General features: G+C 63.6%; 15 protein-coding genes. 14 read left to right on the forward strand and 1 reads right to left on the reverse strand.

Annotated features, from left to right (window positions below):
* Window positions 1-9 precede the first annotated feature (9 nt).
* Complete coding sequence (dnaA, locus tag EC839_RS13810; protein ID WP_007160135.1) at window positions 10-1,479, reverse strand: chromosomal replication initiator protein DnaA; 1,470 nt, start codon at window positions 1,477-1,479, stop codon at window positions 10-12.
* A gap of 526 nt (window positions 1,480-2,005) precedes the next feature.
* Here dnaA and rpmH point away from each other — a divergent pair.
* The 14 genes from rpmH (at window position 2,006) to EC839_RS13880 (ending at window position 13,509) form a co-directional block, all read left to right on the forward strand.
* On the forward strand, window positions 2,006-2,140 hold the full coding sequence (gene rpmH, locus EC839_RS13815) for a 50S ribosomal protein L34 (RefSeq protein WP_007160134.1): 135 nt from the start codon (window positions 2,006-2,008) through the stop codon (window positions 2,138-2,140).
* A gap of 12 nt (window positions 2,141-2,152) precedes the next feature.
* The gene (gene rnpA, locus EC839_RS13820) at window positions 2,153-2,554 is read left to right on the forward strand and encodes a ribonuclease P protein component (protein ID WP_007160133.1); all 402 of its coding nucleotides are present in this window, start codon (window positions 2,153-2,155) and stop codon (window positions 2,552-2,554) included.
* The gene (yidD, locus tag EC839_RS13825) at window positions 2,547-2,795 is read left to right on the forward strand and encodes a membrane protein insertion efficiency factor YidD (protein ID WP_007160132.1); all 249 of its coding nucleotides are present in this window, start codon (window positions 2,547-2,549) and stop codon (window positions 2,793-2,795) included. Before rnpA ends, yidD begins: the two co-directional genes overlap by 8 nt.
* A gap of 2 nt (window positions 2,796-2,797) precedes the next feature.
* Window positions 2,798-4,513: a membrane protein insertase YidC gene (gene yidC, locus EC839_RS13830; RefSeq protein ID WP_007160131.1), complete on the forward strand. Its 1,716-nt coding sequence runs from the start codon at window positions 2,798-2,800 to the stop codon at window positions 4,511-4,513.
* Window positions 4,514-4,576: 63 nt separating this feature from the next.
* The gene (gene mnmE / locus EC839_RS13835) at window positions 4,577-5,938 is read left to right on the forward strand and encodes a tRNA uridine-5-carboxymethylaminomethyl(34) synthesis GTPase MnmE (RefSeq protein WP_007160130.1); all 1,362 of its coding nucleotides are present in this window, start codon (window positions 4,577-4,579) and stop codon (window positions 5,936-5,938) included.
* Between the two features lie 446 nt (window positions 5,939-6,384).
* Complete coding sequence (mnmG, locus tag EC839_RS13840) at window positions 6,385-8,277, forward strand: tRNA uridine-5-carboxymethylaminomethyl(34) synthesis enzyme MnmG (RefSeq protein WP_007160129.1); 1,893 nt, start codon at window positions 6,385-6,387, stop codon at window positions 8,275-8,277.
* Window positions 8,277-8,921: a 16S rRNA (guanine(527)-N(7))-methyltransferase RsmG gene (gene rsmG, locus EC839_RS13845; protein WP_007160128.1), complete on the forward strand. Its 645-nt coding sequence runs from the start codon at window positions 8,277-8,279 to the stop codon at window positions 8,919-8,921. Before mnmG ends, rsmG begins: the two co-directional genes overlap by 1 nt.
* A gap of 8 nt (window positions 8,922-8,929) precedes the next feature.
* Complete coding sequence (locus EC839_RS13850; RefSeq protein WP_007160127.1) at window positions 8,930-9,724, forward strand: ParA family protein; 795 nt, start codon at window positions 8,930-8,932, stop codon at window positions 9,722-9,724.
* Window positions 9,725-9,733: 9 nt separating this feature from the next.
* Window positions 9,734-10,606: a ParB/RepB/Spo0J family partition protein gene (locus tag EC839_RS13855; RefSeq protein ID WP_007160126.1), complete on the forward strand. Its 873-nt coding sequence runs from the start codon at window positions 9,734-9,736 to the stop codon at window positions 10,604-10,606.
* A 146-nt stretch (window positions 10,607-10,752) separates the two neighbouring features.
* Window positions 10,753-11,157: a F0F1 ATP synthase subunit I gene (locus EC839_RS13860; RefSeq protein ID WP_037006585.1), complete on the forward strand. Its 405-nt coding sequence runs from the start codon at window positions 10,753-10,755 to the stop codon at window positions 11,155-11,157.
* Window positions 11,158-11,173: 16 nt separating this feature from the next.
* Complete coding sequence (gene atpB, locus EC839_RS13865) at window positions 11,174-12,037, forward strand: F0F1 ATP synthase subunit A (RefSeq protein WP_007160124.1); 864 nt, start codon at window positions 11,174-11,176, stop codon at window positions 12,035-12,037.
* A gap of 139 nt (window positions 12,038-12,176) precedes the next feature.
* Window positions 12,177-12,434, forward strand: a complete 258-nt coding sequence (atpE, locus tag EC839_RS13870) for a F0F1 ATP synthase subunit C (protein ID WP_003097235.1) — start codon at window positions 12,177-12,179, stop codon at window positions 12,432-12,434.
* A gap of 55 nt (window positions 12,435-12,489) precedes the next feature.
* Window positions 12,490-12,960, forward strand: coding sequence for a F0F1 ATP synthase subunit B (locus EC839_RS13875; RefSeq protein ID WP_007160122.1), 471 nt, complete (start codon window positions 12,490-12,492; stop codon window positions 12,958-12,960).
* A 12-nt stretch (window positions 12,961-12,972) separates the two neighbouring features.
* On the forward strand, window positions 12,973-13,509 hold the full coding sequence (locus EC839_RS13880; RefSeq protein WP_027598717.1) for a F0F1 ATP synthase subunit delta: 537 nt from the start codon (window positions 12,973-12,975) through the stop codon (window positions 13,507-13,509).

Consider the following 13,509-nt stretch of genomic DNA (forward strand, 5'->3'; position numbering starts at 1 on the left):
CCGCGTCCGTCAGGTCGTCAGGGTACGCAGCAGGTTCTTGTAATCCTCGCGGATATCCGCGTCGGATTCCCGAAGTTCGGCGATCTTGCGACAGGCGTGCAACACCGTCGTGTGATCGCGTCCGCCAAAGGCGTCGCCGATTTCCGGCAGGCTGTGGTTGGTCAGCTCCTTGGACAGCGCCATGGCGACCTGCCGCGGCCGGGCGACCGAACGCGAGCGGCGTTTGGACAGCAGATCGGCGATCTTGATCTTGTAGTACTCGGCCGCGGTGCGCTGGATGTTGTCGATGCTGACCAGCTTGTCCTGCAGCGCCAGGAGATCCTTGAGCGATTCGCGGATCAGCTCGATGGTGATGTCGCGGCCCATGAAGTGGGCATGGGCGATCACCCGCTTGAGCGCGCCTTCCAGTTCCCGCACGTTGGAGCGGATGCGCTGGGCGATGAAGAAGGCGGCGTCGTGGGGCAGATCGACCTTGGCCTGGTCCGCCTTCTTCATCAGGATCGCCACCCGCGTCTCCAGCTCCGGCGGCTCCACCGCCACGGTGAGACCCCAGCCGAAGCGCGACTTGAGCCGCTCTTCCAGGCCGTCGATCTCCTTGGGATAGCGGTCGCTGGTGAGGATCACCTGTTGTCCACCTTCGAGCAGGGCATTGAAGGTGTGGAAAAACTCTTCCTGCGAACGCTCCTTGCGGGCGAAGAACTGGATGTCGTCGATCAGCAGCGCGTCCACCGAACGGTAGAAGCGCTTGAATTCGTTGATGGCGTTGAGCTGCAGCGCCTTGACCATGTCGGCGACGAAGCGCTCCGAATGCAGATAGACGATCTTGGCGTTCGGATTGCGCTTGAGCAGGTGGTTGCCCACCGCGTGCATCAGGTGAGTCTTACCCAGACCCACGCCGCCATAAAGGAAGAGCGGGTTGTACCCGTGCTTGGGATTGTCCGCCACCTGCCAGGCCGCGGCGCGGGCCAGCTGGTTGGACTTGCCCTCGACGAAGTTCTCGAAGGTGAAGGTACGGTTCAGGTAGCTGGTGTGCTTGAGCGCGCCCTCCACCTGCACGGTGCGTTCGGTCTTGACCGCCGGCTCGTCGGCCTCGGCCAGTTCCGCCGTCACGTCTTCCAGGGCCACGCCCGCGGTGACGATGTCCGACTGGATCGGCTGCGGAGCCTGCACCGGGGGTGGCAGCGGGGTGCTCTGGCTGCTCGGCGTCTGCGCCGGACGCGGCTTGTTGCTGCGCTTGCTGCCGATCAACAGAGACAGCACCGGGGCGATGCCATCGTCGGCATGTTCCTCGAGCAATTCGAGGATGCGGCTCAGGTACTTCTCGTTGACCCAGTCGAGCACGAAGCGATTGGGCGCGAACACCCGCAGCTCATCCCCTTCCGCTTCCACCTGCAGTGGCCGGATCCAGGTATTGAATTGTTGCGAAGGCAGCTCGTCGCGCAGCACATCCACGCAACGTTGCCAGAGTTCGACCGACACAGCGTCTCCCAAGAACTGGAGCGGCCCGGACGGGCCATGAGCAAACGCCCATTGTATCCCTCCCCACCCGGGTTATCCACATGACCGCGCAGTTTCCCGGCAGATAGCCGTCACGACGTTAATGAACGGACGCACGACCGTCAGCTCTGTGGATAACGCCGTCTGACCTCTCTGGACATCCCGGGGCTTTTCGTTGTGGATAATCGTGCTGTGCGTAACCGCTGTGCTTATCCACAGCCTCTCAGCAGGCAGAGCACCCGAACTGCACCTGTTGAAAACAGACTTTCCGTTCCCGCTCCGGTCAGAGCCCGTCTGGCCTGGCACGATCTATCCACAGAAATCCGCTTTACCATACATATTCACTTCGACAGTCTTTTAAAACCTTCTGACCTGTTGATTTTATTTGCCTGGTCTCCTGTCAGCCGGTGCTGGTTGGAAATTGACCTGTACCGAGGCTTTCTCTAGAATCGCCGGTCTCTTTGCGCGGGGCACTCATGCCTTGCCGCTTTCACCTAGGTAAAAGTCCATGAAACGCACCTTCCAACCCAGCACCCTGAAGCGCGCCCGTGTCCACGGTTTCCGTGCTCGTATGGCAACCAAGAACGGCCGTCAGGTTCTGTCCCGTCGCCGTGCCAAAGGCCGCAAGCGTCTGGCGATCTGATTGCCCGGTCAGGTGGTGAGTCAGGGTTTCGGTCGGGACAGGCGCTTACTGAGCTCCCAACAGTTCCAAGCGGTCTTTGACTCTCCCACCCACAAGGCATCCGGCAAGCACCTGCTGCTGCTCGCCCATGCCAATGGGCTCGACCATTCCCGCCTGGGGCTGGTCATCGGCAAGAAGAGCGTCAAGCTTTCTGTCGAGCGCAATCGCATCAAGCGGGTCATCCGGGATTCCTTCCGTCTGAATCAGGACCGCCTGGGCAGCTTCGATCTGGTCTTCGTCGCCCGCAAGGGACTTGGCGAAGTCGACAATCCCGAATTGCACGATCAGCTGCTGCAACTGTGGAAACGTCTCAATCGCCAGGCGAGCAAGACCGTTGCCCACCCAATCGACAGTCCCGACGGTGCTCATGCGTAAACCGGCCCTGCTGCTGATTCGCTTCTACCGTTACGCCATCAGCCCCATGATGGCCAGTCACTGTCGTTTCTATCCGACCTGTTCCGGTTACGCCCTCGAAGCCATCGAGCGCCACGGGCTGCTGCGTGGTGGCTGGCTGACCACACGGCGACTGTGCCGGTGCCATCCCTGGCACTCAGGCGGATATGATCCCGTTCCTCCCGCAAAGAACCCAGCCCCGACCTCTTCGATGGCCGAGTAAACATGGATATCAAGCGCCCGCTACTCATTGCCGCCTTGGCGATCGTGTCCTACACCCTGGTTTTCCAGTGGAACAAGGATTACGGCCAGGCCGATCTGCCCACGGCCAAGACGCAGACCAGCGTCCTGCCGGGCGATACCCCCAACGTGCCCACCGACGTACCGGCCGATGCCAAGGCTGCGGCGCCAGTGGACAACTCGGCCGCCCAACCGAGCACTGCGCTCATCAAGGTGCGTACCGACGTCCTGGATCTGGCCATCGATCCGCGCGGTGGTGACATCGTCCAGCTCGGACTGGTGCAGTACCCCCGTCGCCAGGACCACCCCGACGTTCCCTTCATGCTGTTCGACAACGGCAACGAGCGTCTCTACCTGGCCCAGAGCGGCCTGACCGGTGCCAACGGACCCGACGCCAACAGCGCCGGCCGTCCGCTGTACACCTCGGCGCAGTCCAGCTACGTGCTCGCCGATGGCCAGCCGCAGCTGGTGGTGGATCTCAAGTACCAGGCCAATGGCGTGGACTACACCAAGAGATTCACCTTCCACCGGGGCCTCAAGGTCGATTGTTCGGACGCCGAAAAGGCGCAGAAGAAGATCACCTGCATCAATCCGGACGCCTACCAGATCCAGGTCAGCTACCTGATCGACAACCAGAGCGCCAACGCCTGGAACGGGGTGCTCTACGCCCAGCTCAAGCGTGACAAGAGCGGCGATCCCTCGGCCACCACCGCCACCGGCGTGTCCACCTACCTGGGCGCCGCGGTCGGTACCCCGGCCGAGCCCTACCGCAAGGTGTCCATGAGCGACATGGACAAGAACCGCCTGCAGGAATCCGTGCAGGGCGGCTGGGTGGGTTGGCTGCAGCACTACTTCGTCACCGCCTGGGTGCCGAACAAGGACGAGCAGCACCAGATCACCACCCGCAAGGATGCCCAGGGCAACTACATCGTCGGCTTCACCGGTCCGCAGTTCAGCGTGCCGGCGGGTGGCAAGGGCGAGACCTCGCTGACCCTCTATGCCGGTCCGAAGATCCAGGAGCACCTCAAGACCCTGTCCCACGGCCTGGAACTGACCGTCGACTACGGCTTCCTGTGGTTCATCGCCCAGCCGATCTTCTGGCTGCTGCAGCATATCCACAGCATCCTGGGTAACTGGGGCTGGTCGATCATCGTCCTGACCATCATCATCAAGATGCTGTTCTTCCCGCTGTCCGCCGCCAGCTACCGTTCCATGGCGCGCATGCGTGCCGTCGGCCCGCGACTGCAGGCGCTGAAGGAACAGTATGGCGACGATCGCCAGAAGATGTCCCAGGCGATGATGGAGCTGTACCGCAAGGAGAAGATCAATCCCCTGGGTGGCTGCCTGCCCATCGTGGTGCAGATGCCGGTGTTCCTGGCGCTGTACTGGGTGCTGCTGGAAAGCGTCGAGATGCGCCAGTCGCCCTGGATGTTCTGGATCACTGACCTTTCGGCCAAGGATCCCTTCTTCATCCTGCCGATCATCATGGGCGGTACCATGCTGGTGCAGCAGATGCTCAACCCGGCACCGCCGGATCCCATGCAGGCCAAGGTCATGAAGATGATGCCGATCATCTTCACCTTCTTCTTCCTGTGGTTCCCGGCCGGTCTGGTGCTGTACTGGATCGTCAACAACTGCCTGTCGATCCTGCAGCAGTGGTACATTACCCGGAAGATCGAGGCGGCCAGTAAGAAGGCCTGACCCCGCTCACCCTGTCCACACGACGCCCCTTGATTGGGGCGTCGTGCTTTCTGGAGGATCGTCATGTCCCTGCCTTCCGACAGCATCGCCGCCATCGCCACCGCCACCGGGCGCGGCGGCGTCGGCATCGTCCGCGTCTCCGGGCCCCTGGCCGCCCCGCTGGCGCGGGCGATCTGCGGCCGCGAGCTGCCGCCCCGGCATGCCCACTACGGCAACTTCCTCGCCGCCGACGGCAGCGTGCTGGACGCCGGCATCGCGCTGTTCTTTCCCGGCCCCAACTCCTTCACCGGCGAAGACGTACTGGAACTCCAGGGCCATGGCGGCCCGGTGATCCTCGACCTGCTCCTGCGCCGCACCCTGGAAGAGGGCGCCCGCCTGGCCCGCCCGGGTGAATTCAGCGAACGCGCCTTTCTCAACGACAAGCTCGACCTGGCCCAGGCCGAGGCCATCGCCGACCTCATCGAGGCCAGCACCGAACAGGCGGCGCGCAATGCCCTGCGCTCGCTGCAGGGCGAATTCTCGCGCCGGGTGGAAAGTCTGGTCGAACAGCTGATCCGCCTGCGCATCTATGTCGAGGCGGCCATCGACTTTCCCGAGGAAGAGATCGACTTCCTCGCCGACGGCCGGGTGCAGGGCCTGCTGGAGGGCGTCCAGGCCGAGTTGCACCAGGTCCAGCGCGAGGCCAATCGCGGCGCCCTGCTGCGCGACGGCATGACCGTGGTGATCGCCGGTCGCCCCAATGCCGGCAAGTCCAGCCTGCTCAACGCCCTGGCCGGGCGTGAAGCCGCCATCGTCACCGACATCGCCGGCACCACCCGGGATGTCCTGCGCGAACATATCCACCTCGATGGCATGCCGCTGCATGTGGTCGATACGGCCGGCCTGCGCGACACCAGCGACCGGGTCGAGCAGATCGGGGTCCAGCGCGCCCTGGATGCCATTGCCGGCGCCGACCGGGTACTGCTGGTGGTGGACGCCAGCGCACCGGAAGCTCGGGATCCCCAGGCCCTCTGGCCGGAACTGCTGAGCACCCGTCCGCCGCTGGGCAAGCTGACGGTGATCCGCAACAAGGCCGACCTCACCGGCGAGGCCACCGGGCTGCTGGCGACCGAGCCGGTCGAGATCAGTCTCAGCGCCACCGATGGTGCCGGGATCGAGGCCCTACGCGAGCACCTCAAGGCCTGCATGGGCTTCGAGCAGACCACCGAGGGCGGCTTCAGCGCCCGCCGCCGGCATCTGGATGCCCTACAACGGGCCGCCAGCGCCCTGGACCACGGCCATCGCCAGCTCACCCTGGCCGGCTCCGGCGAGCTGCTGGCCGAAGACCTGCGCCAGGCCCAGCAGGTGCTCGGCGAGATTACCGGTGCCTTCAGCTCCGACGACCTGCTCGGCCGCATCTTCTCCAGCTTCTGCATCGGCAAATAACCTCCCCGCCCGCCGTTCCCGGCCTGTGCAACGCAGGCCTTGGCTGTCCTCATTTCCCTTTTCCAGAGCCCTGTTGATAACCCTGCCTGAGGTCTGCCCATAAATCGGTGCACGAACTGTCCATGACTAGCGTTGTGGATAAGCGGGCAAAGGGTCCACAGGATGCTGAGAGCTTGTATTCATCCACAGCACAAGACGTACACGGGGTTCAGGTTTTCCCCAGCCCAGCGCTGACGAGGGCTGCGTAGGCTTATCCACAGCGGAGGGCCTGCATATACATAAGCTCTATATCAGTCCTTTTAAAACTTTCTTCCCTATTGTTTATATTGGGTGTCTGCCAAGCCGGCTGATCATTTTTTGGCCAGAGCCCCCTTCTGCAAGCGACGTCCAGGCCTTATACTTGCTGGCTTTCCTTTGAATTCCTGCCAACAGGCACGAGGTGCGTGGTGGACTTTCCTTCCCGTTTCGACGTCATCGTGATCGGCGGCGGCCATGCCGGTACCGAAGCGGCCCTGGCGGCCGCTCGCATGGGTGTGCGCACCCTGCTGCTCACGCATAATGTGGAAACTCTCGGCCAGATGAGCTGCAACCCCGCCATCGGCGGCATCGGCAAGAGCCATCTGGTCAAGGAGATCGATGCCCTGGGCGGCGCCATGGCCGCGGCCACGGATCTCGCCGGCATCCAGTTCCGCATTCTCAACAGCCGCAAGGGACCTGCTGTGCGCGCCACTCGCGCCCAGGCCGATCGCGTGCTGTACAAGGCGGCCATCCGCTACACGCTGGAAAATCAGCCGAACCTGTGGATATTCCAGCAGGCCTGCGACGACCTCATCGTCGAAGGCGATCGCGTCGCCGGCGTGATCACTCAGATGGGCCTGAAATTCCATGCCGACAACGTGGTGCTCACTGCCGGGACCTTCCTCGGTGGTCTTATCCACATCGGCCTGCAGAACCACAGCGGTGGACGAGCGGGCGATCCGCCGGCCATCGCCCTGGCCCAGCGCCTGCGTGAACTGCCGCTGCGGGTATCGCGACTGAAGACCGGTACGCCACCGCGCATCGACGGCCGTTCGGTGGACTTCTCGGTGATGACCGAGCAGCCTGGCGACACCCCCTTGCCGGTGATGTCCTTCCTCGGCAATCGCGAGCAGCATCCGGCGCAGGTCAGCTGCTGGATCACCCACACCAACGCCCGCACCCACGACATCATCCGCGCCAACCTGGATCGTTCGCCCATGTACTCCGGCGTGATCGAAGGGGTAGGGCCGCGCTACTGTCCGTCCATCGAAGACAAGATCCACCGCTTCGCCGACAAGGACAGCCATCAGGTCTTTCTCGAGCCCGAGGGTCTGACCACCCACGAGCTCTATCCCAACGGCATCTCCACCTCGCTGCCCTTCGATGTGCAGCTCGAGGTGGTGCGTTCCATGCGTGGCCTGGAGAACGCCCACATCCTGCGACCCGGCTACGCCATCGAATACGACTTCTTCGATCCGCGGGACCTCAAGTACAGCCTGGAAACCAAGGTCATCGCCGGCCTGTTCTTTGCCGGCCAGATCAATGGCACCACCGGCTACGAAGAAGCCGGTGCCCAGGGGCTGCTCGCCGGTGCCAACGCCGCGCTGCGCGCCCAGGGCCGCGAGGCCTGGTGTCCGCGCCGCGACGAGGCCTACCTCGGCGTGCTGGTGGACGACCTCATCACCCTGGGCACCCAGGAGCCCTATCGGATGTTTACCTCGCGTGCCGAATACCGGCTGATCCTGCGCGAAGACAACGCCGACCTGCGCCTGACCGAGAAGGGCCGCGAGCTGGGCCTGGTGGACGACCAGCGCTGGGCGCTGTTCGAAGCCAAGCGCGAGGGCATCGCCCTGGAAGAGCAGCGCCTCAAGGCGACCTGGATCCGTCCGGGCACACCCCAGGGCACGGCGGTGGCCGAGCGCTTCGGCACCCCGCTCAATCACGAATACAACCTGCAGAATCTGCTGGCCCGCCCGGAGATCGACTACGCCGGCCTGATGGCCGCGGTGGGCGAAACGCCGGCCGAGACACAGGTCGCCGAGCAGATCGAGATCAAGACCAAGTACGCCGGCTACATCGATCGCCAGCAGGACGAGATCCAGCGGCTGCGCGCCAGCGACGCCGTGGCGTTGCCCGCCGAGCTGGACTACGCCAGCATCTCCGGCCTGTCCAAGGAGATCCAGCACAAGCTGGCCCAGGCCCGTCCCGAAACCCTCGGTCAGGCCTCGCGCATTCCCGGGGTCACCCCGGCGGCGGTCTCGCTGCTGCTGATCCACCTGAAGAAGCGCAGCGCCGGTCGCAGCCTGGAGTACAGCGCCTGATGGCCAGCGCGATTCAAGCCAACGAGCTGCGCCAGGGCGCCGAGACCCTGGGCGTGGCGCTGTCCACCGCCGTGGAAGAGCGCCTGCTGGGCTACCTCGACCTGCTGGTCAAGTGGAACAAGGCCTACAACCTCACCGCGGTGCGCGACCCCAACGAGATGGTCTCGCGGCACCTGCTGGACAGCCTCAGCATCGTCCCCCACGTGGGCGCCGGGCACTGGCTGGACGTGGGCAGTGGCGGCGGCATGCCGGGCATCCCCCTGGCGATCCTCTTTCCGGAGTCGCGCTTCACCCTGCTCGACAGCAACGGCAAGAAGACCCGCTTCCTGACCCAGGCCAAGATCGAGCTGGGCCTGGCCAATCTCGAGGTGGTGCATGCCCGCGTTGAGGCCTACCAGCCCGCCGCGCCCTTCACCGGCATCGTCTCGCGGGCGTTCAGCGCCATCGACGACTTCGCCACCTGGACGCGGCACCTGGGCGACAACCAAACACAGTGGCTGGCGATGAAGGGGCTGCACCCCGACGACGAGCTGGCCAAGCTACCAGCGGATTTCCGGGTTGCGGCGGCGCACGTCCTCGCGGTTCCCGGTTGCCAAGGCCAGCGGCACTTGCTGATACTGCGCCGCACGAACGGAGAGGGGTAAGGCGGTACATGGCCAAGGTTTACGCGATAGCCAACCAGAAGGGCGGGGTGGGCAAGACCACGACGTGCATCAATCTCGCCGCTTCTCTGGCCGCCACCAACCGGCGCAAGGTGCTGCTGATCGACCTCGATCCCCAGGGTAACGCCACCATGGGCAGCGGAGTCGACAAGCATGCCCTGGAGCATTCGGTGCTGGACGTCCTCACCGGCGCCTGCGGCCTGCTCGACGCCATGCACTTCTCCGAGCACGGCGGCTACCAGCTGCTGCCCTCGAACCGCGACGTCACCGCCGCGGAAGTCGAGCTGCTGGAGATGAGCGGGCGCGAGAGCCGCCTGCGCGATGCCCTGGCCCCGGTGCGGGACAACTACGACTACGTGCTCATCGACTGCCCGCCGTCGCTGTCCATGTTGACCATCAACGGCCTGGTGGCCGCCGATGGCGTGATCATCCCCATGCAGTGCGAATACTTCGCCCTGGAAGGCCTGACCGATCTGATCGGCAGCATCCAGCACATCGCCCAGCGGCTGAATCCGCAGCTGAAGATCGAAGGGCTGCTGCGCACCATGTTCGATCCGCGCATCGGCCTGGCCAACGACGTCGCCGCCCAGCTCAAGCAGCACTTCGGCGACGAGCTCTACGAAACCATCATTCCGCGCAACGTCCGCCTGGCCGAAGCCCCCAGCTACGGCATGCCCGCGCTGGTCTACGACAAGAGCTCCAAGGGGGCCGCGGCCTATCTGGAGCTGGCCAGCGAGCTGGTCAAACGTCAGCGCAAGGCGGCTCGCGTCGCCAAGACTGCCTAAGGAATCCCCATGGCTGTGAAGAAACGAGGTCTGGGCCGCGGTCTCGACGCCCTGCTCGGCGGTGCCAGCGTCAAGGTCCTGCAGGAGCAGGCCGCCGCCACCCCGGTCAGCGAACTGCAATCGCTGCCGGTGGACATCATCCAGCGCGGCAAGTACCAGCCGCGCCGGCACATGGATCCGACCGCTCTGGAAGAGCTGGCCAACTCCATTCGCGTCCAGGGGCTGATGCAGCCTATCGTGGTGCGTGCCATCGGCGAAGGCCGTTACGAGATCATCGCCGGTGAACGCCGCTGGCGCGCCAGCCAGCAGGCCGGCCTGGACCGCATCCCCGCCCTGGTGCGCGACGTGCCCGACCAGGTGGCCATCGCCCTGGCGCTGATCGAGAACATCCAGCGGCAGAACCTCAATCCGCTGGAAGAGGCCATGGCCCTGCAGCGGCTGCAGGACGAATTCGAGCTGACCCAGGCCCAGGTGGCCGAAGCCGTCGGCAAGTCGCGCTCGGGCGTGACCAACCTGCTGCGCCTGCTGGCGCTGGCCGAGGACGCCAAGGACCTGTTGGCCAGGGGCGAGCTGGAGATGGGCCACGCCCGCGCCTTGCTCGGCTTGCCCAAGGCCCGCCAGGCCGAAGGGGCGCGGCACGTTGTCGCACGGGGGCTCACCGTCCGCCAGACCGAGGCCCTGGTGCGCCAGTGGCTCAGCGGAACGGAGCCGGTGGAGAAGGCACCAGCCGTGGATCCGGACATCAGTCGCCTGGAGCAGCGTCTGGCCGAGCGTTTGGGCGCCAACGTGCAGATCCGCCATGGCGAGAAGGGCAAGGGTCAACTGGTGATCCGCTATACCTCTTTGGACGAACTTCAAGGCGTACTGGCGCACATTCGCTGACACAAATGCCTTCCGGCAAGAAAGGCAATCTGTCCGGGGTGGCTTGAACCACCCCTGGCGCGCCCCTATACTTTGCCCGCTTTTTGTCGGCACAAAGCATGCCAGTGAAAACAACTATTATGCCGACACCAGAGGACTTCGAGCCGATGGACCGCCGCACGCCCAAACGCCTGCCCTTCCATCATCAGCCTGCCTTTCGCCTGCTGCTCGTCCAACTGGCTGTCGCGTCGTGTGCCGCCGTTGTCTTGTCTTGCTTCGTCGGTAAGGTCGCCGGTTATTCCGGATTGTTGGGCGGGCTGATTGCCTGGCTGCCCAATTTGTATTTTTCGTTCAAGGCGTTCCGCTATCGCGGCGCCCATGCCGCCCGAGACATCGTCCGTTCTTTCTACTCGGGCGAGGCGGGCAAACTGATTCTCACGGCAGTGCTCTTTGCACTGACGTTTGCCGGGGTAAAACCGCTTTCGGCTCCTGCACTGTTCGGCGTCTACCTGTTGACGCTGATGGTCAATGCCGGCGCGCCCCTGCTACTGAAAAAACCGACTAGACCTTAAGGCATTCGAGGCACACATGGCAGCAGACTCCGCTTCGGGCTACATCCAGCACCACCTGCAGAACCTGACCTATGGTATGCATCCGGTGAACGGCTGGAGCTTCGCCCACACCCCCGCTGAAGCTAAGGAAATGGGCTTCTGGGCCTTCCACGTGGACACCCTCGGCTGGTCGGTCGCCCTCGGCCTGATCTTCCTGGTGCTGTTCCGCAGCATCGCCAAGAAGGCCACCAGCGGTCAGCCCGGCGGCCTGCAGAACTTCGTCGAAGTGCTGGTGGAATTCGTCGACGGCAGCGTCCGTGACACCTTCCATGGCAAGAACGCCCTGATCGCACCCCTGGCCCTGACCATCTTCGTCTGGATCTTCCTGATGAACCTGATGGACCTGGTGCCGGTGGACTGGCTGCCGTCCGTGGCCGGCATGCTGTTCGGCGAGCACACCTACTTCCGCGTGGTGCCCACCACCGACCCGAACGCCACCCTGGGCATGGCCCTGTCGGTGTTCGGCCTGATCATCTTCTACAGCATCAAGATGAAGGGTCTCGGCGGCTTCTTCGGCGAGCTGACCCTGCACCCCTTCAGCAGCAAGAATCCGCTGCTGCAGATCATCCTGATTCCGATCAACTTCCTGCTCGAATTCGTCACCCTGATCGCCAAGCCGATCTCGCTGGCACTGCGACTGTTCGGCAACATGTATGCGGGCGAGTTGATCTTCATCCTGATCGCCATCATGTTCGCCAACGGTCTGGCACTGGGCGGTCTGGGTATCGTGCTGCAGTGGGCGTGGGCGGTGTTCCACATCCTCATCATCACCCTGCAGGCCTTCATCTTCATGATGCTGACCATCGTCTACCTGTCAATGGCGCACGAAGAAAGTCACTAAGGAATGGCCCCCGGGCGCTGCTGACGGCGTCCGGAGGCGGTTCTGCCGTGAGTCCCGACGGGCCCTGTCCGCCGGGTAACTTGGGAAAACTTTTTCGCTTCAACCTTAACCAAGACGACTAAAAAAGTCGGGAGGAAAGATGGAAACTGTAGTTGGTTTGACCGCGATCGCCGTTGCTCTGCTGATTGGCCTGGGCGCTCTGGGTACCGCCATTGGCTTCGGTCTGCTGGGTGGCAAGTTCCTGGAAGGCGCCGCTCGTCAGCCGGAAATGGTTCCGATGCTGCAAGTCAAGATGTTCATCGTCGCCGGTCTGCTCGACGCCGTGACCATGATCGGTGTTGGTATCGCCCTGTTCTTCACCTTCGCTAACCCCTTCGTTGGTCAGATCGCCGGCTGATCACCCTCGCGGGTGTAGGCAGGACTGATGGACAACGAACGAGCGAGGTGTTGGCGTGAACATTAATGCAACCCTGATAGGCCAGTCCGTTGCCTTCTTCATCTTCGTGCTCTTCTGCATGAAGTACGTGTGGCCGCCGATCATCTCGGCGCTGCGTGAGCGTGAGAAGAAGATTGCCGATGGCCTTGACGCTGCCAACCGCGCGGCTCGTGATCTGGAAGTGGCACAGCAGCAAGCCAACCAGAAAGTGAACGAAGCCAAGGGTCAAGCAGCCGAGATCATCGAGCAAGCCAACAAGCGTGCCGCTCAGATCGTCGAGGACGCACAGGCCAAGGCCCGTGCCGAAGGCGACCGGATCAAGGCGCAGGCTCAGGCGGAAATCGAGCAGGAAATCAACACCGCGAAGGACGCTCTGCGTGCTCGCGTCGGCGTGCTGGCCGTGGCCGGCGCCGAGAAGATCCTCGGATCGACCGTTGATGCCAATGCTCATGCCCAGTTGGTCGACCGACTGGCAGCGGAAATCTAAGCGAGGCCACCAATGGCAGAACTGAACACGCTGGCCCGGCCCTATGCCAAGGCGGCTTTCGAGTTCGCACAGTCCCAGCAGCAGTTGACCCAATGGTCGGCCGCGCTAGGGCTGCTCGCCGCGGTATCCCAAGATGGGACCGTGCGCCAGCTGCTTCAGCAGCCGCAGTTGACTGCGGACGCCAAGGCCGGATTGCTCATCGACGTATGTGGCGATCAGCTGGATGCACAGTCCCAGAACTTCGTTCGGACCGTGGCAGAAAACGACCGGATCGACCTGTTCCCGGCCATCGCCGAGATTTACGAGGCGTACAAGGCCGAGCAGGAAAAATCCATTGAGGCGGAAGTCACCAGTGCTTTCGCCTTGAGCGACGAACAGCAAGACAAACTCGCCAAGGCTCTCAGCGCAAGGCTAGGTCGACAAGTGCGACTAAATGCATCCGAGGATGCGAGCCTGATCGGTGGTGTGGTTATCCGCGCCGGCGACTTGGTAATCGATGGCTCCGTTCGCGGCAAGCTCGCGCAACTGGCCGAAGCGTTGAAACCTTGA

The sequence above is a fragment of the Pseudomonas sp. JUb52 genome, from assembly GCF_004341115.1.
Taxonomy (GTDB): Bacteria; Pseudomonadota; Gammaproteobacteria; order Pseudomonadales; family Pseudomonadaceae; genus Chryseomonas; species Chryseomonas oryzihabitans.